Annotated in this window: 18 protein-coding genes and 1 riboswitch; of the genes, 13 read left to right on the top strand and 5 right to left on the bottom strand. The window is 65.8% G+C overall.

The genetic code is table 11. The annotated features are described in order from the left end of the window. Window positions 1–52: 52 nt before the first annotated feature. Window positions 53–607, bottom strand: a complete 555-nt coding sequence (locus tag WH367_RS09205; RefSeq protein WP_021025692.1) for an adenine phosphoribosyltransferase — start codon at window positions 605–607, stop codon at window positions 53–55. A 139-nt stretch (window positions 608–746) separates the two neighbouring features. On the opposite strand from WH367_RS09205, the gene WH367_RS09200 reads away from it, so the two are divergent. The 4 genes from WH367_RS09200 to WH367_RS09185 are packed head-to-tail and all read left to right on the top strand — an operon-like array spanning window position 747 to window position 3,742. After that, window positions 747–1,745: a KpsF/GutQ family sugar-phosphate isomerase gene (locus WH367_RS09200; RefSeq protein ID WP_339535653.1), complete on the top strand. Its 999-nt coding sequence runs from the start codon at window positions 747–749 to the stop codon at window positions 1,743–1,745. Next, on the top strand, window positions 1,745–2,317 hold the full coding sequence (locus tag WH367_RS09195) for a KdsC family phosphatase (protein WP_339535652.1): 573 nt from the start codon (window positions 1,745–1,747) through the stop codon (window positions 2,315–2,317). Before WH367_RS09200 ends, WH367_RS09195 begins: the two co-directional genes overlap by 1 nt. Continuing rightward, window positions 2,314–2,913, top strand: coding sequence for an LPS export ABC transporter periplasmic protein LptC (lptC, locus tag WH367_RS09190; RefSeq protein WP_021025689.1), 600 nt, complete (start codon window positions 2,314–2,316; stop codon window positions 2,911–2,913). Before WH367_RS09195 ends, lptC begins: the two co-directional genes overlap by 4 nt. A 7-nt stretch (window positions 2,914–2,920) precedes the next feature. After that, window positions 2,921–3,742 (top strand): SDR family oxidoreductase, encoded by an 822-nt coding sequence (locus WH367_RS09185; RefSeq protein WP_339535651.1) that lies wholly within the window; start codon window positions 2,921–2,923, stop codon window positions 3,740–3,742. 88 nt (window positions 3,743–3,830) lie between these two features. On the opposite strand, the gene WH367_RS09180 is transcribed toward WH367_RS09185, so the two are convergent. Then, on the bottom strand, window positions 3,831–4,451 hold the full coding sequence (locus tag WH367_RS09180) for an RNA recognition motif domain-containing protein (RefSeq protein WP_339535650.1): 621 nt from the start codon (window positions 4,449–4,451) through the stop codon (window positions 3,831–3,833). A gap of 255 nt (window positions 4,452–4,706) precedes the next feature. After that, window positions 4,707–5,102 carry an RNA recognition motif domain-containing protein gene (locus tag WH367_RS09175; protein ID WP_021025438.1) on the bottom strand — a complete coding sequence of 132 codons (396 nt, stop codon included), beginning with the start codon at window positions 5,100–5,102 and terminating at the stop codon, window positions 4,707–4,709. A gap of 231 nt (window positions 5,103–5,333) precedes the next feature. Continuing rightward, window positions 5,334–5,447, top strand: a riboswitch (yybP-ykoY riboswitch). A gap of 96 nt (window positions 5,448–5,543) precedes the next feature. Here WH367_RS09175 and WH367_RS09170 point away from each other — a divergent pair. Further along, window positions 5,544–6,116 (top strand): TMEM165/GDT1 family protein, encoded by a 573-nt coding sequence (locus tag WH367_RS09170; protein WP_339535649.1) that lies wholly within the window; start codon window positions 5,544–5,546, stop codon window positions 6,114–6,116. Between the two features lie 113 nt (window positions 6,117–6,229). Here the strand turns inward: WH367_RS09170 and putA are convergent, their stop codons facing one another. Further along, window positions 6,230–10,093 (bottom strand): trifunctional transcriptional regulator/proline dehydrogenase/L-glutamate gamma-semialdehyde dehydrogenase, encoded by a 3,864-nt coding sequence (gene putA, locus WH367_RS09165; RefSeq protein WP_339535648.1) that lies wholly within the window; start codon window positions 10,091–10,093, stop codon window positions 6,230–6,232. 104 nt (window positions 10,094–10,197) lie between these two features. Between putA and WH367_RS09160 the strand changes: the two genes are divergently transcribed. From WH367_RS09160 to WH367_RS09125, 8 genes are all read left to right on the top strand, one after another. Continuing rightward, window positions 10,198–10,689: an Lrp/AsnC ligand binding domain-containing protein gene (locus tag WH367_RS09160; RefSeq protein WP_021025653.1), complete on the top strand. Its 492-nt coding sequence runs from the start codon at window positions 10,198–10,200 to the stop codon at window positions 10,687–10,689. Between the two features lie 151 nt (window positions 10,690–10,840). Then, window positions 10,841–12,010 carry a homoserine O-succinyltransferase MetX gene (gene metX / locus WH367_RS09155; RefSeq protein ID WP_339535647.1) on the top strand — a complete coding sequence of 390 codons (1,170 nt, stop codon included), beginning with the start codon at window positions 10,841–10,843 and terminating at the stop codon, window positions 12,008–12,010. Next, on the top strand, window positions 12,007–12,594 hold the full coding sequence (gene metW, locus WH367_RS09150) for a methionine biosynthesis protein MetW (protein WP_339535646.1): 588 nt from the start codon (window positions 12,007–12,009) through the stop codon (window positions 12,592–12,594). Before metX ends, metW begins: the two co-directional genes overlap by 4 nt. 147 nt (window positions 12,595–12,741) lie before the next feature. Further along, window positions 12,742–14,220: a M20 family metallopeptidase gene (locus WH367_RS09145; protein WP_339535644.1), complete on the top strand. Its 1,479-nt coding sequence runs from the start codon at window positions 12,742–12,744 to the stop codon at window positions 14,218–14,220. Window positions 14,221–14,314: 94 nt separating this feature from the next. Continuing rightward, window positions 14,315–14,677 carry a Rieske (2Fe-2S) protein gene (locus WH367_RS09140; protein ID WP_312987961.1) on the top strand — a complete coding sequence of 121 codons (363 nt, stop codon included), beginning with the start codon at window positions 14,315–14,317 and terminating at the stop codon, window positions 14,675–14,677. 116 nt (window positions 14,678–14,793) lie between these two features. Beyond that, complete coding sequence (locus tag WH367_RS09135; protein ID WP_116925485.1) at window positions 14,794–15,195, top strand: YkgJ family cysteine cluster protein; 402 nt, start codon at window positions 14,794–14,796, stop codon at window positions 15,193–15,195. Window positions 15,196–15,363: 168 nt separating this feature from the next. Beyond that, window positions 15,364–17,337: a tetratricopeptide repeat protein gene (locus tag WH367_RS09130; RefSeq protein WP_339535639.1), complete on the top strand. Its 1,974-nt coding sequence runs from the start codon at window positions 15,364–15,366 to the stop codon at window positions 17,335–17,337. Window position 17,338: 1 nt separating this feature from the next. Further along, window positions 17,339–19,039, top strand: coding sequence for a glycosyltransferase (locus WH367_RS09125; RefSeq protein WP_339535637.1), 1,701 nt, complete (start codon window positions 17,339–17,341; stop codon window positions 19,037–19,039). Between the two features lie 54 nt (window positions 19,040–19,093). Here WH367_RS09125 and WH367_RS09120 read toward each other — a convergent pair whose 3' ends face one another. Continuing rightward, window positions 19,094–20,449, bottom strand: a complete 1,356-nt coding sequence (locus WH367_RS09120) for a hypothetical protein (RefSeq protein ID WP_339535635.1) — start codon at window positions 20,447–20,449, stop codon at window positions 19,094–19,096. Window positions 20,450–20,457: the final 8 nt, after the last annotated feature.

The following is a 20,457-nucleotide window of genomic DNA, read 5'->3' as shown; positions in this document are numbered from 1 at the left end:
GCGCGGGTCCTTGGCAGCTCTTTGCTGAGGTGCGAAGGCCCGCTGGCCTTAGTCAGTGCCCCGCAAAATCCACCAGCGTGAACAGCGGCAGACCCGCGTCGGTCAGCCGCTTGGAGCCGCCCAGCTCCGGCAGGTCGACAATCGCTGCGCCCTCCATCACCTGGGCGCCCAGCTTTTCCAGCAGCTTCTTGCCGGCCATCATCGTGCCGCCAGTGGCAATCAGATCGTCGACCAGCAGCACCTTGTCGCCGGGCTTCACGGCGTCGGCATGCAGCTCCACGGTGGCGCTGCCGTATTCGAGCTCATAGGTTTCTTCGACCGTGGTGAAGGGCAGCTTGCCCTTTTTTCGGATCGGCACAAAGCCCACCTTGAGCTGGTAGGCGATGACCGCGCCCAGGATGAAGCCGCGCGCATCGAGCCCGGCCACCACATCGGGGCGCATGTCGCGTGACATGTAGCGGTGCACAAAGGCATCGATCAGCACATGGAAGACCTGCGGGTTCTGCAGCAGCGGGGTGATGTCCCGGAACTGCACGCCCGGCGCTGGCCAATCGGGAACGGTGCGGATGTGGTGACGCAAAAAGGCGTTGACGTCGGGAGCGTGCATGGTGGGCGGGCAGAAAAGGGGAGGAGCCGCCATGGTAGTCCAACTGCGGCAGCAGCAACCGGCGCCCGGCGCAGGTTAAGCATGTTTGGCAATGACCTGCGCCCGCCGGGGCGCGGACGCTCCGATAAAATCAGCCTCCATGAGCACCCTACAGCCCAAGCGCCCCGTTGAAGCGGCGCAGATTCTGCGCCTGGCGGCGTCTACCTTCGCGATCGAGGCCGAGGCCATTGCGGCACTGACGCAGCGCCTGGACGACAACTTTGTCCAGGTCGTGCAGCGCATGCTGGACATTCCCGGGCGTGTGGTGGTCACCGGCATGGGCAAGAGCGGGCATGTGGGGCGCAAGATTGCCGCCACCCTGGCATCGACCGGGACGCCGGCCTTTTTTGTGCACCCGGGCGAGGCCAGCCATGGCGATCTGGGCATGGTCACGGGCCAGGACCTGGTGCTGGCCATCTCCAACAGCGGCGAGAGTGGCGAGATTTCCGTGCTGCTGCCGGTGCTCAAGCGCCTGGGCGTGCCCGTGGTGGCGATGACGGGCAACCTGCAGTCCTCGATGGCGCGCCATGCCGACTGGGTGCTCAACACCCAGGTCGACAAGGAAGCCTGCCCGCTGAACCTGGCCCCCACGGCGAGCACCACCGCGCAAATGGCGATGGGCGATGCGCTGGCCGTGGCGCTGCTGGATGCGCGCGGCTTCAAGGCCGAAGATTTTGCCCGCTCCCACCCCGGTGGCGCGTTGGGCCGGCGCCTGCTCACCCATGTGGCCGACGTGATGCGCAGCGGCGCTGAACTGCCGACCGTGTTGCCCAGCGCCAGCTTCAGCGACCTGATGCGCGAGATGAGCGCCAAGGGCATGGGCGCAGCCGCCATCGTCGATGCGCATGGCCTGCTGCAAGGCGTGTTCACCGATGGTGATCTGCGCCGCCGCATTGAGGCCGGTGCCGATTTGCGCGGGCTGACAGCCGCCGAGGTGATGCATGCCACGCCGCGCCAGATCTCGGCCGACGCACTGGCAGCGGACGCCGCCGCGATGATGGAGGCCCACCGCATCACCAGCGTGCTGGTGACCGATGCGGACCAGCGCCTGGTGGGCATCGTGCATGTGGGCGATCTGATGCGGGCCAAGGTGATCTGATGGCCAGCACATTCACCTTGCCCGCCATCACCCCCGCCCAGCACTGGCCCGCTGAGCTGCTGCTGCGCGCCCAGGGCATCAAGATCGTGTTTTTCGATGTGGATGGCGTGCTCACCGATGGGGGCCTGTACATCAGCGAGCAGGGCGAGACGCTCAAGCGCTTCCACACGCTCGACGGCCATGGCCTCAAGATGCTGCGTGAGGCCGGCATTGTGCCGGCCGTCATCACCGGGCGCGATTCGGCACCGCTGCGCCACCGCCTGGCGGCGCTGGGCATCGCGCATGTGCGCTATGGCACCGAGGACAAGCTGCCTGCCGCCCAGGCCATGCTCGAGGCCCTGGGCCTGGACTGGCACCAGGCGGCTGCGATTGGCGATGACTGGCCGGATCTGCCGGTGCTGCGCCGCTGCCAGCTGGCCTGCGCCCCCGCCAATGCCCACCCCGAAGTGCTGGGCGTGGCACACTGGGTAACCACCCGCCAAGGCGGCGCCGGTGCTGCGCGCGAGCTCTGCGACGCCGTGCTGGCCGCCTGCGGTGCCTATGTCAACCTGCTCGATCGGTACGGACAATGAAATCTCGCCTGCGACGCCTTATGGACCTGTCGTCCATCTACCTGCCGGTGATCCTGATGGGCCTGCTGGCGCTGGGCACCTGGTGGCTGGTGCGCAATGCCCCCAAGCCCCAGAGCGTGCGCGAGCAGGTGGTGGCCGGCCACGAGGTGGATTACTACATGAACGACTTTTCGGTGCGCAGCTTTGACGGCACCGGCGTGCTGACCAGCGAGATCCAGGGCAACAAGATGCGCCACTACATGGACACCGACACGCTGGAGATCGACACGGCCACGATGCGTGCCATCCGCCAGGATGGCTCCACCACGGTGGCCACCGCCAACCGCGCGCTGTCCAATGCCGATGGCTCCGAAGTGCAGTTGTTTGGCAATGCCAAGGTGGTGCGCAGCAGCAACAAGCCCGGTGCGCCGCAGATGGAGTTCCGGGGCGAGTTTCTGCACGCCTTTGTCAATGAAGAGCGGGTGAGCTCGAACAAGCCCGTCGAGATCATCCGGGGCCAGGACCGGTTCACGGCCGACTCGATGGTCTTCAACAACATCACCCAGGTCGCAGAGCTCAAGGGCCGGGTCAAGGGCGTGCTGCAGCCCGCACGCTGAGCGCCGCATGTCTCCCCCCCTGAGCGACGCACCGCTGGTACTGATCACCGGCGCCTCCAGCGGCATCGGCCAGGCGCTGGCCTGGCGCTACTACCAGGCCGGTTACCGCCTGGCCTTGGTGGCCCGCCGTACCGCGCTGATTGCGGACTGGGCCCAGGCGCAGGCGATGGACGCCAGCCGCTACGCCATCTATGGCGCGGATGTGGCCGACCAGGACCAGACCATTGCTGCCTGCATGCAATGCCTGCAGCAGCAGGGCCTGCCCGATGTGGTGGTGGCCAATGCCGGGGTGAGCTACGGCATCGACACGGCCGAGCGCGAGGACCTGGAGGTCATGGCCCAGACCTATGCGACCAATGTGATTGGCATGGCTGCCACCTTCCATGCCTTTGTGCGGCCCATGCAGGCGCGCGGCAGTGGCAAGCTGGTCGGTATTGCCAGCGTGGCCGGCATACGCGGCCTGCCTGGCCATGGCGCCTACTGCGCCAGCAAGGCGGCGGTCATCAGCTACTGCGAGAGCCTGCGGGTGGAGCTTAAGCGCAGCGGCGTGCAGGTGGTCACCATCTGCCCGGGCTTTGTCGCCACGCCGCTCACCAGCCACAACCGCTACGGCATGCCGTTCCTGATGCAGCCCGAGGCCTTTGCCGACCAGGCCTTTGCGGTGATTGCCAAGGCGCGCAGCTATGCCGTCATCCCCTGGCAGATGGGCTGGGTGGCCAAACTGTTGCGCTGCCTGCCCAATGCCCTCTATGACCGCGCGCTGGCCAACCGCCCGCGCAAGCACCGCCACCGCGAGCGGGTGCAAGAGGCGCCACCGGGTCAAGACTGAAAGCAGGTCCTGAGCCGGGCATGAAAAAAGCCCCTGGCGGGGCTTTGTCGTTGCGGTGCGGCACAGCGCCGGGCTGTGCCTGCAGGCATCAATAGTCGTCGTTGTTGTCGTAGCCTTGGTTGCCGCCGCGGTTGCGCGAACCATTGCCGTAGGGGCTGCGGAAGCCGCCATCGCGCTCACCGCCACGATCGCCACCACCAAAGCCGCGGTCATTGCCGCCACGGCCGCCATCGCGACCACCGCGGTCGCCATAACCACCGCCGCCGCCGCCGTAGCCGCCGCGATCACCGCCGCCGCCACCGCCGTAACCACCACCACCGCCGCCGCCGTAGCCACCGCCACCACCGCCGCCGTAGCCACCACCGCCGCCGCCAAAGCCGCCACGGTTACCGCCGCCGCCGCCAAAGCCACCACCGCGTGGGCCGCCAAAACCACCACCGCCGCTGCGGGGAGGACGGGGCTCCATGGGGCGTGCTTCGTTCACGACCAGATTGCGACCGCCCAGGGGCTGACCGTTCAGACCGTTGACCGCAGCTTGGGCTTCTTCATCGCTGCCCATTTCTACAAAACCGAAACCCTTGGAGCGACCCGTGTCGCGTTCCATCATCACCTTGGCGCTGGTTACGCTGCCAAACTGACCAAAGGCCTGTTCCAGATCGTTGTCGCGAACCTGGTATGGCAAATTACCGACGTAAAGCTTGTTGCCCATTTGAGGGACTCCTGATAACTCTTAAATAATGCGATCGCGCCCTGTAGAACACCGGTCATCTATCGCAGTAGCCCAATGGAGGAATGCTCCATCCTTTATTTTCTGGCATAAAAACCGAGAATGGCATAGTTGTGCCCCTCAGTTGTGGCGCAGAAGCTGCAACCAGATGCAAAAAAGGCCTCAAAGAGGCCTTTTTTCCGGGAAAACCCGTCATCTCACTGTCAAAACCTCTCAGAGGTTTTGGATGCGATGTGCTTAGTAGCTGCCGCCACCGTAGCCACCACGGCCACCGCCGCCGAAGCCACCGCGGTCACCGCCGCCGCCGAAGCCGCCGCGATCACCACCGCCGAAACCACGGCCACCACCACCGCCGCCGAAGCCGCCGCTGCGTGGAGGACGTGCTTCCATTGGACGTGCTTCGTTCACGACCAGGTTACGACCGCCAAAGCCTTGGCCGTTCACGCCTTCGATAGCAGCTTGTGCTTCAGCGTCCGAACCCATTTCCACAAAGCCGAAGCCCTTGGAACGGCCGGTGTCACGTTCCATCATGACCTTGGCGCTGGAGACGGTACCGAATTGGCTGAAAGTGCTTTCCAGATCGCTGTCACGGAAAGAGTAAGGCAGGTTGCCCACGTAAAGTTTGTTGCCCATTTGAGGACTCCGAAAAAAGTAAAAAAAGCGATGGAGCCTGATGCAATCAACAAACCTGTGACAACTTCCAAGACGGATCACCGCGCGCTCTAGTGTACCCGGGGGCACATTGAGCTTCACCATTATGGGTGAATCGCCTTACGCTGTGTTGACAGTTCCCGCAACCAGCCCTTGGTATTTTCCCTGGCGGGCGTAGGTGTTGCGGCGCAACATCGCTTTTGGGCGTATGATGCGCCAGTCTTTGGGGAGTAGCCTGCTGGGCGCGCGATGCGCCGCAGAGTGTGCGTCAACAAACTTGGGCCTTCGCGGCCTATGGCGTACACGGCATCTGGTGATGAGGATGCTGGGCGAGACCATTGACCACGTTGCGATCCAATGCCGGAGTCGCGATGCGGTCAATGCTGTCTTGCTATATCCGGCTGCAATAACGATCCCCACTCCATGGAAGCCTTTCTCCTCTCGACCGCTGTCGTTGCCCTTGCCGAAATGGGCGACAAGACACAGCTGCTGTCCCTCGTTCTCGCTGCCAAATACCGCAAACCCTGGCCCATTGTGCTGGGCATCTTTGTCTCGACGCTGGTCAACCATGCGCTGGCCGGTGCCGTTGGCGCCTGGATCACCACGATGCTGGGCCCCGATGTGCTGCGCTGGATTCTGGGCGTGTCCTTTATCCTGATGGCCGGCTGGATGCTGATCCCCGACAAGATTGACGAGGACGAAGCGGGCAAGAGCAGCGGCCGCTGGGGCGTGTTCGGCACCACGGTGCTGCTGTTCTTCCTGGCCGAGATGGGCGACAAGACCCAGCTGGCCACCGTGGGCCTGGCCGCCAAGTACCCCGCTTCTTATTACTGGGTGGTTGCTGGCACCACGATCGGCATGATGCTGGCCAATGCGCCGGTGGTCTGGTTTGGCGACAAGATCACCAAGAAGCTGCCGATCCGCTGGATCCACCGCGTCTGCGCGGTGATCTTCCTGGCGCTGGGGGTGGCCGCGCTGTTCACGACGATGGACTGATAGCGCTGGCGGCGCTTGCAACACTGCAACGCCCTAACTAAATAAATAAAAGGGCTGGGGATCTTGCGATCTCCAGCCCTTTTTTGATGGGGCTGTGCCCCCAAGCCTCAGCCTCAGTCCAAGGTCATCAGGCTGGCATTGCCGCCGGCCGCTGCGGTGTTGATGCTGATGGCATGCTCGGCCAGCAGGCGGAACAGCGGCACGCTGCCATCGGCGGCCTGGGCGGTGATCGGCACGATGGCGCCGGCGCGGCCGGCCAGGCGGCTGGCCGTGGGCAGCCAGCCGCTGGCCGCATCGACGATCAGCGCATCAAAGGCTTCGGACTGCACAAAGGCCTGCTCGCTGTGCGCAGACAATTGCACCGAGGCACGCACCGAGGTAGGCAGCTGGGCCAGCAGGCTGGCGTGGCTGCTGCCCGCGGGCCACACGGCGGAGGAGCCAGCGGCGAGCACGGCAGCGAGCTGGGCCAGCAGCAAACTGCTGGTGCTGGCCACGCAGGCCACGCGCGCACGGCCGCTCAGCACATACAGATTGCGCTCGCCCGTGGGGCCGGGCAGTTCGGCGGCAAAGCCGTTGCCGGTATGGGCGGCATAGCGCTGGCACAGCGCTGCCAGATCGCCCTGGCCTTGCTGGCTGGCCCAGCTTTGCAGCGCCTCCAGCCCAGCGGCGGGGGCGGCATCGGCCTGTTCCAGGCCATGGGCATTGCTGCGCTGAGCGGTGCTGGCGGCCGGGGCCTCGCTACCCGCCATGCGGGGCAGATGGGCCAGCGCATCCACGGTGGCCGTGGCGGGCATGCGGCTGAGCAGGCGCAGCATGTACAGCGGGCCGCCGGCCTTGGGGCCCGTGCCCGACAGGCCTTCGCCACCAAAGGGCTGCACGCCGACGACGGCGCCGACGATGTTGCGGTTCACATAGATATTGCCGGCATGCGCGGCATTGACCACCTGGTTGATGGTCTCGTCAATGCGGGTGTGCAGGCCCAGGGTGAGCGCGTAGCCGGTGGCATTGATGTCGGCCAGCAGCTGGGGCAGGTTCTCGCGGCGGTAGCGCAGCACATGCAGCACCGGGCCAAAGACCTCGCGCTTGAGCTCGGAGAGCTGGCCGATGGCGATCACCGTGGGCGGCACAAAGGTGCCTTGCGCGCTGGCGCCGCTGTTTTGCCAGACCTGGTGGCCAGCGGCCTGCATGCGGGCAATGTGCTGGTCGATGACGCCCTTGGCCTCGGCGTCGATCACGGGGCCGACATCGGTCTTGAGCTGGCAGGGGTTGCCCAGCTGGAGCTCCTGCATCGCGCCGCGCAGCATGTGCAGCAGGCGGTCGGCCGCTTCTTCCTGCACGCAGAGCACGCGCAGCGCCGAGCAGCGCTGGCCGGCCGAGTCAAAGGCCGAGGACAGCACATCCACGACGACCTGCTCGGCCAGCGCGGACGAATCCACGATCATCGCGTTCTGGCCGCCGGTCTCGGCCACCAGGGTGACGGGCTGGCCTTGGGCATCGAGGCGCTGGGCCAGCGTCTTTTGCAGAATGCGGGCCACCTCGGTCGAGCCGGTGAACATCACGGCCTGCACGCGGTGGTCGCCTACCAGGTGGGCACCCACGGTCTCGCCGGTGCCCGGCAGCAGCTGCAACACATCGCGCGGCACGCCGGCCTGCCACAGCGCCTGCACGGCGGCAGCGGCGATCAGCGGGGTCTGCTCGGCTGGCTTGGCCAGCACGGTGTTGCCGGCGGCCAGCGCCGCGGCAATCTGGCCGCTGAAGATGGCCAGCGGGAAGTTCCAGGGGCTGATGCAGGCCACCGGGCCCAGCGCCTGGTAATCCGCCTGGCCCCAGCTGCGCACCTGGGCGGCGTAAAAGCGCAGAAAGTCCACGGCCTCGCGCACCTCGGCAATCGCGTTGGCGCAGGTCTTGCCGGCCTCGCGCACCAGCACACCCATCAGGGTGGGCATATGGGCTTCAAGCAGGTCACCGGCCTGGGCGAGGCAATCGGCGCGCTGGGCGGGCGGGGTGGCCTGCCAGCGGGCGGCGGCGGCCTGGGCGGCGGCCAGTGCAAACTCCACCTGCTCGGTCGATGCCTGCGTGACCGTGCCGACCTGGTCGCTGTGGTCGGCCGGGTTCAGCACCGGTTCGCTGGCCTGGGTGGAGGCGGGCGCGCCATCGGCCAGCATCGGCTGGGCATGCCAGACCATCTGGGCGCTGGCCTGCAGGTCGTGCTGCAGCGCACGCAGGCGGTTGTCGTTGGACAGGTCGAGCCCTGCCGAATTGCTGCGGCTTGCGCCATACAGCGCGCGCGGCTGGGCAATGTGCGGGTTGGGCAGGCCCAATTGGCCTTCGCTCTGCGCCCATTGCTGCGCGGTGGTCACGGGGTTTTCCACCAGCTTGGCCAGGGGGATGTCCTGGTCGGCAATGCGGTTCACAAAGCTGGTGTTGGCACCGTTCTCCAGCAGGCGGCGCACCAGGTAGGCCAGCAGGGTTTCATGCGTGCCCACCGGGGCATAGATGCGGCAGGGGCGGCCCAGGTTTTCGCTGGCATTGCGGCCCACGACCTGCTCGTACAGCGGCTCGCCCATGCCGTGCAGGCACTGGAACTCGTACTGGCCGGGCTGGTAGCGGGCCGGGTCGGCCAGGTGGTAGATGGTGGCCAGGGTGTGGGCGTTGTGCGTGGCGAACTGGGGGTAGACCGCATCGGGCGCGGCCAGCAGCTGGCGCGCGCAGGCCAGGTAGGACACATCGGTATAGGCCTTGCGGGTGTAGACCGGGTAGCCTTCCAGGCCGTCGATCTGGGCGCGCTTGATCTCGCTGTCCCAGTAGGCCCCCTTGACCAGGCGCACCATCAGCCGGTGCTGGCTGCGGCGGGCCAGGTCGATGATGAAGTCCAGCACATAGGGGCAGCGCTTTTGGTAGGCCTGCACGACAAAGCCGATACCGGCAAAACCGGCCAGCTCGGGCGCAAAGCAGAGCTTTTCCAGCAGGTCCAGCGACAGCTCCAGGCGGTCGGCTTCTTCGGCATCGATATTGAGGCCGATGTTGTAGCCCTTGGCCAGCACGGCCAGCTGCAGCACTACGGGGTAGAGCTCGGCCATCACGCGGTCGTACTGGGCGCGGCTGTAGCGCGGGTGCAGCGCCGACAGCTTGATCGAGATGCCGGGGCCTTCGTACACGCCCCGGCCATGGCTGGCCTTGCCGATCGCATGGATGGCGTTTTCATAGTCGCGCAGGTAGCGCTTGGCGTCGTCGCTGGTCATCGCCGCTTCGCCCAGCATGTCGTAGGAGTAGCGGAAGCCCTTGGCCTCCAGGCGCTCGGCGTTCTTCAGCGCCTCGCCAATCGTCTCGCCGGTGACGAACTGCTCGCCCATCATGCGCATGGCCATGTCCACGCCCTTGCGGATCAGCGGCTCGCCGCCCCGGCCAATGAGGCGGGTGAGCGACTGGCCCAGCGAGCCTTCGCTGTGCGTGGCCACCAGCTTGCCGGTCAGCACCAGGCCCCAGGCGGCGGCATTGACGAACATCGACGGGCTCTTGCCCACGTGGGCCTTCCACTGGCCGTGCGCGATCTTGTCGCGGATCAGCACATCGCGGGTGGCCGTGTCGGGAATGCGCAGCAGCGCCTCGGCCAGGCACATCAGCGCAATGCCTTCTTGCGACGACAGCGCAAACTCCTGCAGCAGGCCTTGCACCAGGCCGGAGCGGCCGCTGTCGGCCTTGCGCTCGCGCAGGCTGCGGGCCAGTTGCAGCGCCAGCGCATCGCCCGCCTGGGCGATGGCGGCGGGCGGCGTGGCCTGGGGCAGCAGTGCTTGCAGCGCTTCGGGCTCGGGCTTGCGGTAGGCGGCGGTGATGGCCGCGCGCAGCGCCGAGGCGGGCTGTAAGGCCGACACCAGCTCATTAAAAACAGGAGCGCTTGCGCCAGATGGGCTGCTGTCTGCGGCCGAAAGGGGCAAGGCGGTGGAGGGCTGGTTGTCAACAACGGCGTTGGCAGTCATGGCGGGCTCGGTTAGCAAGTAAATAGTGAATGCCGCCAGTGTGATCGTTTGTGGTTTGAATTTCTCTCCATAATAGGCCCCATTCATAGTGAAAAATTCAGCCCATGACCGCCATCATCGACCCGCCGGAGGACCTGGATCGCATCGATCTGCGCATTCTGGCCGTGCTGCAGCGCGATGGCCGCATCTCCAACCTGAAGCTGGCCGAGGCGGTGTCGCTGTCGGCCACGGCCGTGCTGGCCCGCGTGCAGCGCCTGACCAAGGAAGGCTATATCACCGGCTACGAGGCGCGCTTGAACCCGCAAAAGCTGGGCGCGGCGATGCTGGTCTTTATCGAGGTGCTGCTGGACCGCACCACCCCCAATGTGTTTGACGAGTTCAAGGCGGCGGTGCAGGTGCGGCCCGAGATCATGGAGTGCCATATGGTGGCCGGCGGCTTTGACTACCTGGTCAAGATCCGCGTAGCCGATATGAACCACTACCGCCACTTTGCCGGTGAGGTTTTGTGGCAGCTGCCCGGCGTGCGCGAGACCCGCACCTACGCGGTGATGGAAGAGGTCAAAAGCTCCAACCGGCTCTACCTGGGCGGCAGCTGATGCAGCACATCTGCGGCCGATTTGCAGTACACTGAGATTTCACGGCGCCGATTTGCTTCAGCTTGCGGGCGCTTTATAAATCCAGCTAAAGACTCGGTAGGCGACTGCATTCCATCGACCCGGCCTCGTTTTTAGCGTTGCCGGGTTTTTTATGTCATTCGTTGCGACACCCCAATCAATGCATTTCCCGGAGGCGCTCCCGCTCCAAAGTGGCGCCTCCATCCGCGACTACCACCTGGCCTACGAGACCTACGGCCAGCTCAACGCCGACCGCTCCAACGCCATCCTGGTCTGCCATGCGCTCAACGCCTCGCACCATGTGGCCGGCCACTACGAGGGCCAGCCCAAGAGCGAGGGCTGGTGGGACAACATGATCGGCCCGGGCAAGCCGGTCGATACCAACCAGTTCTTTGTCATCGGCGTCAACAACCTGGGCTCCTGCTTTGGCTCCACCGGGCCCATGCACCGCAACCCGGATGCAGACAAGGACACGGACCAGGTCTATGGCGCCGATTTCCCCGTCGTCACGGTGGAGGACTGGGTCAATGCCCAGGCACTGCTGCTCGACCGCCTGGGCATCACGCAACTGGCCGCCGTGCTCGGCGGCAGCCTGGGCGGCATGCAGGCGCTGTCCTGGACCTTGCAGTACCCCGACCGCATGCGCCATGCGGTGGTGGTGGCCAGCGCGCCCTGCCTGTCGGCCGAGAACATTGCGTTCAACGAGGTGGCGCGCCGCGCCATCGTGACCGATCCGGACTTCCACGGCGGCCACTTCTACCGCCACGGCGTGATCCCCAAGCGCGGTCTGCGCATTGCCCGCATGATCGGCCACATCACCTACCTGAGCGACGATGTGATGAACCAGAAGTTCGGCCGCCAGCTGCGCGAAGGGATGGACCTCAAATACAGCACCCAGGATGTGGAGTTCCAGATCGAGAGCTATCTGCGCTACCAGGGCGACAAGTTCAGCGACTACTTTGATGCCAATACCTATTTGCTGATCACCCGGGCGCTCGACTACTTTGACCCGGCCAAGCCCTTTGGCGGCGACCTGACCCAGGCGCTGGCCGGCGCCAAGGCGCGCTTCATGCTGGTGAGCTTCAGCACCGACTGGCGCTTTTCGCCGGCGCGCAGCCGCGAGATCGTCAAGGCCTTGCTCGACAACCGCCGCACCGTCAGTTATGCCGAGATCGACGCACCCCATGGGCATGACGCCTTTTTGCTGGACGACGCGCGCTACATGGGCGTGATGCGCTCCTATTTCGAGAACATGGCCCGCGAACTGAGCGCCGGCCAGCCCAGCGCCCAGGAGGCCGCATGACCGAAGCTTCTTCCACCTTTCAAGCGATTGCCAACCTGGTGCCGCTGGGCACACGCGTGCTGGACCTGGGCTGCGGCGATGGCAGCTTGCTGGCCTACCTGCAGCGCGAGCGCCAGTGCAGCGGCTATGGCATCGAGTTTGACGACGCCAATGTGCTCGCCTGCGTGCGCCGGGGCGTGAACGTGCTGCAGCTGAACCTGGAAGACGGCCTGGCCATCTTCGAGGACAACAGCTTTGATATGGTGCTGCAGATTGACACCTTGCAGCATCTGCGCAATGCCGAGGTGATGCTGCGCGAGACCGCGCGCATCGGCAAGCAGGGCGTCGTCGCCTTCCCCAACTTTGCCCACTGGCCCAACCGCCTGTCCATCCTGCAAGGCCGCATGCCGGTGACCAAGCGCCTGCCCTACCAGTGGTACGACACGCCCAATATCCGCGTGGGCACCTTCAAGGATTTCGAGGTGCTGGCGCTCAAGAACAAGCTGCGCATTCTGGACAGCTTTGGCCTGCAGAACGGCGAAGTGCGGCGCTGGCTGCCGAATGCCCGCGCGGGCACGGCGGTGTTCCACTTCGAGCACGCCTGAGCCGCACTGCGGGCCTTGCCCGGCCGGGCCCTGCGCTGGATGACGGCAGCAGGGCTTTGCCCGAGGCGATAGCCGAGCGGCGCTGGCGCTGGTACGCTTATGCCTGCGGCTGCCCTTGTCGTGGCAGCACCTCCAGGAGATTCACCCATGAACGCCCGCCTAGACGCCGCCCATCTGCAAGCCGATGCGGCCTTGAGCCACATCAGCCAGCAGTGGGACCGCGATATCCTTCGCCAGCTGACCGACTACATCGCCATCCCCGCCAAGTCGCCGGGCTTTGATGGCAACTGGGAGCAGCATGGTTTCATCGACACGGTGGTGCGCAATGCCGCGAGCTGGATCGAGGCGCAGAAGGTCGAAGGGCTGACCCTGGAAGTGGTGCGCGTGCCGGGCCGCACGCCGGTGCTGTTCTTTGAAGTGCCTGCCACCCAGGCGCAGAGCATGCAGACCGTGCTGATGTACGGCCACCTGGACAAGCAGCCCGAGTTCTCCGGCTGGCGCAATGACCTGGGCCCCTGGACCCCCAAATACGAAGACGGCAAGCTCTATGGACGGGGCGGCGCCGATGACGGCTATGCCACCTACGCCAGCGTGGCCGCCATCCAGGAGCTCAAGCGCCAGAATGTGCCGCACCCGCGTATCGTCGGCCTGATCGAGACCTGCGAGGAAAGCGGCTCGGGCGATCTGCCGGTCTATATCGACATGCTCAAGCCCCGCCTGGGCGATGTGGGCCTGGTCATCTGCCTCGATAGCGGCGCGGGCAACTACGACCAGCTGTGGCTGACCACCAGCCTGCGCGGCATGGTCGCAGGCACCTTGAAGGTGGAGATCCTCACCGAAGGTGTGCACTCGGGCGATGCCTCGGGTGTCGTGCCCTCGTCCTTCCGCATCATGCGCCAGGTGCTCGACCGCCTCGAAGACAGCAAGACCGGCCGCCTGCTGCCCGAGAGCTTTCACTGCGCGGTGCCCGCTGAGCGCCTGGCCCAGGCGCAGGCCACGGCCGGCATTCTGGGCGATGAGCTGTACAAGCGCTTCCCCTGGGCGCATTTTGACTGCAATGGCTCCAGCCTGTTTGCACTGCCCACCACCACCGACCCCACGCAGGCGCTGCTCAAGCGCACCTGGGAGCCGACCTTGTCCGTTACCGGCGCCGAAGGCCTGCCCGCGCTGCAGGATGCCGGCAATGTGCTGCGCCCCTATACCGCGTTCAAGCTGAGCCTGCGCCTGCCCCCGCTGGTCGATGCCACGCAGTGCATGCAAGAGCTCAAGACCTTGCTCGAAGACAATGCGCCCTACCAGGCCAAGGTCACCTGGGAAGGGGCCAGCGGCGCCAATGGCTGGAATGCGCCCAACACCAGCGACTGGTTCCTGAACGCGCTCAACCAATCGAGCCGCGCGCACTTTGGCGCCGACTGCGGCTTTATCGGCCAGGGCGGTTCGATCCCGCTGATGGGCATGCTCAGCGCCGGCTTCCCCAAGGCGCAGATGATGGTCTGCGGCGTGCTGGGCCCCAAGAGCAATGCACACGGGCCCAATGAGTTCCTGCATGTGCCTTATGCCAAGAAGCTGACCGCCGCCGTGGCCCAGGTGATTGCCAGCATGCCCACCACGGCTGCCAGCGTATAAATACAGCCAGCCCCCGGGCAGCCGCCGCGTGCCGATGTGCATGGGGCGGCTGCCTTTTCTTTTTGACGACAACGACAAAGACAGCGCGCCCGCCATGACCGAGCCCACCACCCCCACGATCTTGTTTGACGGCACCGAACCCCTGGGTGCCAGCGCCGACCTGCAGGACAACGGCAAGCCCTTTTTCTTTCAGCTGCCCAATGGGCAGAAGGCCTTTGTGATCCGCTGGCAGGGCCAGCTGCACGGCTGGATCAATGAGTGCCAGCACGCCAGCGTGCCCATGGACTTTGATGGCGACATTCTGGAGAGCGGCCGCCAGTTCATCCTCTGTCCCTACCACGGCGCCATCTACCAGCCCGATACCGGCAAATGCGTTGGCGGCCCCTGCCGGGGAGCTAGCCTGGATGCAGTGGCGGTGGAAGAGCGCGATGGCGCGGTGTGGCTGAAGCAGGGCTGAGCGCCAGCCGGGTCAGCATGCCCAAGCGCGGGCCCCAGACATCGCTTTGGCGCGATACTGGCGGGCTTGAAAAATGAGCGGCCACTTCTGCCAGGCCGCTTGCGCAGCGCCCCGCCATGAAATCCCCGATCCGAATTGTTGATGTTGACCGCCTGGAGACCTGGACCAAGTACAAGGCCGGTCTCTGCGACAGCTGCGCGGCCAACTGCTGCACGATGCCGCTGGAGGTGCAGCTGCCCGATCTGGTGCGCCTGGGCCTGGTGGACGCCTTTGAGGTGGACAATATCGCGCACAAGCTGATCGCCAAGCGCCTGCTCAAAGCCCGGCTGATCGACCATTACAACCCCAAGCACAATATCTTCACGATGGCGCGCCGCGCCAGTGGCGACTGCCAGTTTCTTGACCCGGTAGCGCGCCGCTGCACCGTGTATGACAAACGGCCGGAGACCTGCCGCCTGCATCCCAAAAAAGGGCCCAAGCCGGGATTTTGTGCCTATGGGCACAAAGATTTGCAATAAATCCTGTACCGATTATCGGGGGCCGCTCTGGCCGAGCTGTTGGCTCAGCGCCCCGAGCGCTTTATACAGAGGGTAAATAGTCCTCTAGAATGGCTCGCGCACCTGCTGCAGGTGTGGTCCGGGCCCTGCAAACGCAAGGCGAGGGCATTTTCTCAAGCCAACTAGCCGATGCAAAAATCAAAAATTTTCTGGTCGTTGGGTGTGCTGGCGCTCCTGGCCGCCGTCCTCACGATTTATGGCCTGGGCCTGCACAACGGCCTGGTGTTCGACGATGGCCGGCTGTCGGACGGCACCATTTTTGGCCGTTATGGCAGCTTACTCGAGCCCAAGGTGCGCATGCTGTCCTATGGCAGCTTTGTCTGGGTGCAGTCGCTCTTTGGCGAGAGTATGGCCGTGCAGCGGGTCATCAATATCTTGCTGCACCTGGCCACTTGCTATGCGATATGGCTGCTGGTGTCAGCACTGTTCAAACACACCCAGTTTTCGGACGAGGCGCGGGCAGAGCCGGGTTTTGGCACCAATATTCGGATGGCGATATTTGCCGCAGTGGCGCTGTTTGCCGTGCACCCGGTGGGCGTATATGCCGTCGGTTATCTGATCCAGCGCAGCATGGTGATGATGACCTTGTTTTCCGCGCTGGCCTGCTGGGCGTATATCCGCGCCTTGGCGGGGGCGGGGCTGCAGTGGGCGGCGCTGGCCGTGGTTTTCCTGCTCTGCGCCTTGATGAGCAAAGAGCATGCGGTGGTGCTGCCGGCGCTGGCCTTGCCGTTGTATGTGTTTGTCAAACGGCCGTCGTGGAAGAAGCTGCTGACGATCGCCGTGGCGATTGCCGTGCTGATCGGCCTGTTCACCGCACTGCTGTGGACGCAGCTGGGCGCCTTTGTCGGCGCTGTTGCCACCGATGACACCTCCTGGGCCTATGTGCGCCAGCTCGAGCAGCTCTACCCCGGCATCACCTCGTCGATCTACCCGCTCAGCCTGCTCAACCAGGGCAAGCTGTTTTTCCAGTACGGCCTCTTGTGGTTCCTGCCCAATGTGCAGTGGATGGCGCTGGACCTGCGCCCGGTCTTCCCGCTGAGCTTTGGCAGCCTGCCCCATCTGCTGGGCGGCCTGGGCTATGTGGCACTGGTGGTGGGCAGCGCGGTCCTGCTGCTGCGCAAACGCGATGCCTGGGGTCTGGTGGGCCTGGTGCTGCTGTGCACGGCGCTGCTGTTCAGCACCGAGTTTGTCACCAGCTGGTTGCAAGACCCCTTTGTGCTCTACCGCAGCTATATCTGGGCGATGCTGCTGCCGGCCTTGCTGGCCCTGGTGCTGCTGCTGTTTCCGCGCAAGCTGATGGTAGCCATCGCCTGCGCCGCCGGGCTGGTGCTGACGGCTCTGGCCACAGAGCGCAGCCTGAGCCTCAAGTCTGAGTACAGCGCCTGGAGCGATGCCGCCCAGAAGGTGGACGAGCAGGCCCCCTTCAACGCCTTTGGCCGCTGGCGCCCCTTTATCAACCGGGGTGCGTCGCTGCTGGAAAACCTGATCTACGAGCAGGCGCTGCAGGACTTTGAGAAAGCCGTTGCGCTGCAAGAACCCCTGGGCTCGGCCCAGTTCAACCGGGGCATGACCCTGGAGCTGCTCAAGCGCTACCCCGAGGCGCTGGCCGCGTTTGACAGCGCCCAAAAGCAAGGCTTTGACAATGCGGCGCTGGCCTACCACCAGGCCACGGCCTACAAGATGACGCAGCAGATGGAGCCGGCGTTCCAAAGCTATGCCAAGGCCCTGGCAATGAAGCCCGAAGACGTCTTGCTGCCCAAGATCTTGCTGGAGCAGGCCGAGGTCGCCATCCCCTCGGGCCACTACGACGTGGCCATTGCGAACTACCAGCGCCTGCTGCAGATGTCGCCGGGCAACACCCGCCTGGAGGTGGGCCTGGGCATTGCGTTCATTGGCAAGCGCGATTTTGCGCAGGCCTTGCAGATCTTTGACGCATCGCTCTCGCGCCAGCCCAACCCCCCCGCCTACTACGGCAAGGCCCTGGCCTACCGCGAGCAGGGCGACCGGGCCCAGGCCATTGCCAACCTGCAACGCGCCAGCGCCATGGACCCGGCCAACCCGGTCTACCAGCGCCTGCTGCAGCAACTGCAAGGCGGCCAATAACATGCTGCGCGATTGGCTGGGCCGGCCCCAGGCTGCGCCCTTGCATGCCCAGGCGGGCGATGCGCCGCAGCGCGTGCTGCATGTGGGCAAGTTCTACCCGCCTTACCGGGGCGGCATGGAATCGTTTCTGGCCGATCTGATCGAGCAGCAGCGCGCCAATGGCATTGACGCCCGCGCGGTGGTGCATGGCGATCCGCTGCCTGAGGACCCGCCCTGGCTCATCCGTGTGCCGGTGCAGATCACCCTGGTGTTCGCGCCGATTGCGCTGGGTTTTCCGCTGGCGCTGCACCGGGCCATCCGCGACTTTGCGCCCGATGTTCTGCATCTGCACATGCCCAACAATGCGGCATTTTGGGCGCTCATCATGCCCGCCGCGCGCCGGGTGGCCTGGGTCACGCACTGGCATTCGGATGTGCTGATCTCCAAATGGGACAGCCTGCTGCAGCTGTGCTACCAGGTCTACCGGCCCTTCGAGACCAAGCTGCTGCGGCAAAGCGCGGCCATCCTGGCCACCTCGCCGCCCTACATGGCCGCCAGCGTTCCGCTGCAGCGCTGGCTGTTCAAGACCTTGGCGATCCCGCTGGGCCTGAAGCCGCTGGGCCAGGGTGTGCTGGAGCAGGCCCAGGCCGAGGCCCCGCAGCTGCAGCTCTGGGGCGATGCCCGGCTGCGCGTGCTGTCGGTCGGCCGGCTCACCTACTACAAGGGTTTTGACACGCTGGTCTCGGCCGTGGCCGGCTTTGCCGATGTGCAGCTGATCATTGCCGGCGAAGGCGAGCAGCGCAAGGAACTCGAAGCGCTGATTGCGCGCGAGCGCGCCCAGCAAGGCTGTGCCAACGTGCAGCTGCTCGGCCAGGTCAGTGAGGCGCAAAAGCATGCGCTGTTCAACAGCTGCGATATCTTTGCGCTGGCCTCGCGCGAGCGCACCGAGGCCTTTGGCCTGGTGCTGATCGAAGCCATGCAGCATGGCAAGCCCTGCATTGCCTCTGACTTGGATGGCTCGGGCATGTCCTGGGTGGTGGGGCAGTCGGGCAGCGGCCAGTGCTATGCCCCCGACCAGGTGCAGGCCTGGAAAGAGGCCATGCGCCAGGCCCTGGCCGCCAAGGCGCAGCTGGCCGAGCGTGGTCTGGCAGCGCAGCAGGCGGCCGACGCCTATTTCACCATTGGCCAGTGCGAGCGGCGCATTGCCGAGGTCTACGACAGCATCCTGCCCGCCAGCGAGTGGGCACCTGCCCAGCCCCAGGCTGCGGCAGCGGCCAGGCCCTTGCAGGTTGCGGTGGTGCAGCAGGCCGCGCAGTGGCCGCTGCTGCAGCAGTGGCAGGCGGCCCACCCCGAGAGCCTGCTGCTCTGCGTCGATGCCAGCGGCCAGCGCCGTGTGGATCCGCAGGCCCTGGGCGGCCTGGCGCAGGTGTCGCTGGCCGACCTGGGCTGGTCCGAGGTAATCACGCTGGTCCAGCGGCTCGCTGCTGAGCAACCGCTCAGCGCTTTGTCCATCCGCTCTGCCGCCGATCTGCTGGGCGAGACGGGCAACGAGCCATTGCCGGCGCCGCCTGCGGGCTGGTGGCAGCGCTGGCTGGCGCGGCGCGGGGTTCGCCACCTGCAGCTGGGCCGCCATGCCTTGCTCTTGCGGGGCGATGAAATGGCTGCCTGGGCCGGTGCACGCCACGCCCTGGTGGGTGGGCATTTGTTCATGCGCAGCGCCTAGCCAGCGTTTGGCCAGCGCTTGTTTAGCACGTAGGCCCTTGCCTGGGCGGCTGGCTCAGCAGCCCAGCAGCATGGGCGGGCGCACCACTGCCAGCACGCTGGCGGCCATGCCCGCGCCCAGCAGCAAGCCCCGGCGCCAGCGCGGCCAGTGGCGGGTGACATGCTCCATGCCCAGTGCCGCAGGCGCGGCGGCAAAGAAGATGCCGTAGTTCAGCACGCGCAGCATCCAGTTGGTGTCCAGCAGCCACCACGACGCGGCAACGGCCAGCAGGCCCAGCAGCGCAATGCCCGCCAGCACACAGACCAGAAAACGGGCCATGCCCGGATCGATCCGCTGCTGGTGAAAGCCCCCCAGCCAGCGCCCGGCGCCGACCAGCAAAAAACCCGCGAGCAGCAGGTTGCCGGACTGGAACACGACAAACCGGATCCAGGAGCCGCCATAGGGCGCCCATGCCGCCGCTGGCAGCAGATAGGCCTGCATCGTGAGCACCAGCAGCGCAGCGATGCACAGCGACCATCCGGCAGCACGCTGGTGGCGCAGCAAGCCGGCCAGGGCGGCCGCCGGCCAGCGGATGTCGCCATGCCACCAGCGGCGGCTGGCCCAGGCGACGGCGGCCACAGCCACCAGCAGGACCAGGGAGGCTGGCAGGCTCAGCGGCCAGTGCCGGAAATGGGCCTGGCGCAGGTCGCGCAGCATATCGGTATAAGGGCCGCCGGGCCAGGCATAAACCGCAAAGCTGGCGATGCACAGCAGCGCAATGGCCAGGTGGCGCAGGCTCCAGCGGCGCTGGGCAATGCCATGGGTGGCCACCAGCACCAGGCAGAGAAAGACCAGCACCGCATGGCTCAGGATATGGGTAAAGGCGACGGCAGGCAGCGCGACAAAAAAGGCCAGGCCGCCCCGGTGCTGCAGCCAGCGCCAGGCCGAGATGGTGCCCAGAAATACCGCCAGCTGCCCCCATTGCTGCGGGCGTGCCTCCAGCAAGGGCGCCCAGAAATAGCTCGACAGCGCCAGCGTTGCAAACACCGGCACCAAGGTCTTGAGCCCCAGGCGGTAGTAGCCCCAGCTCAGACCCCCGACGACGATAAACACGCCGCAGACCCCCATCCAGGGCATCACCTCGGCGTGGCTGGAGCCGGTCACCCAGGCCGCCTGGCGCAGCGTGTTGACAAAGGCAGGCCCCGAGACCGGCCAGGCCACGCCCTGGTCGAGCTGCTGGGCGATGCCGATCCAGTTCTTCTCGTCGTTGACGCACAGGGGGTAGTTCAGCAGCATGCGCATGGCGCAGGCCAGCAGCGCAAACAGCGCAGCCCATGCCAGCAGTGACAAGACCCGCGTGCGCAGCGCCAGGTAGGGCAGCGGTATCGCGGGCGCAGGCGGTGCGAACGGGGGCAGCGTAGGCAAGGACATCAGCGCTG

The sequence above is a fragment of the Comamonas sp. MYb21 genome (assembly GCF_037479395.1).
Classification (GTDB): Bacteria; Pseudomonadota; Gammaproteobacteria; order Burkholderiales; family Burkholderiaceae_C; genus Comamonas.
This window is presented reverse-complemented; position numbering and strand designations above follow the sequence as displayed.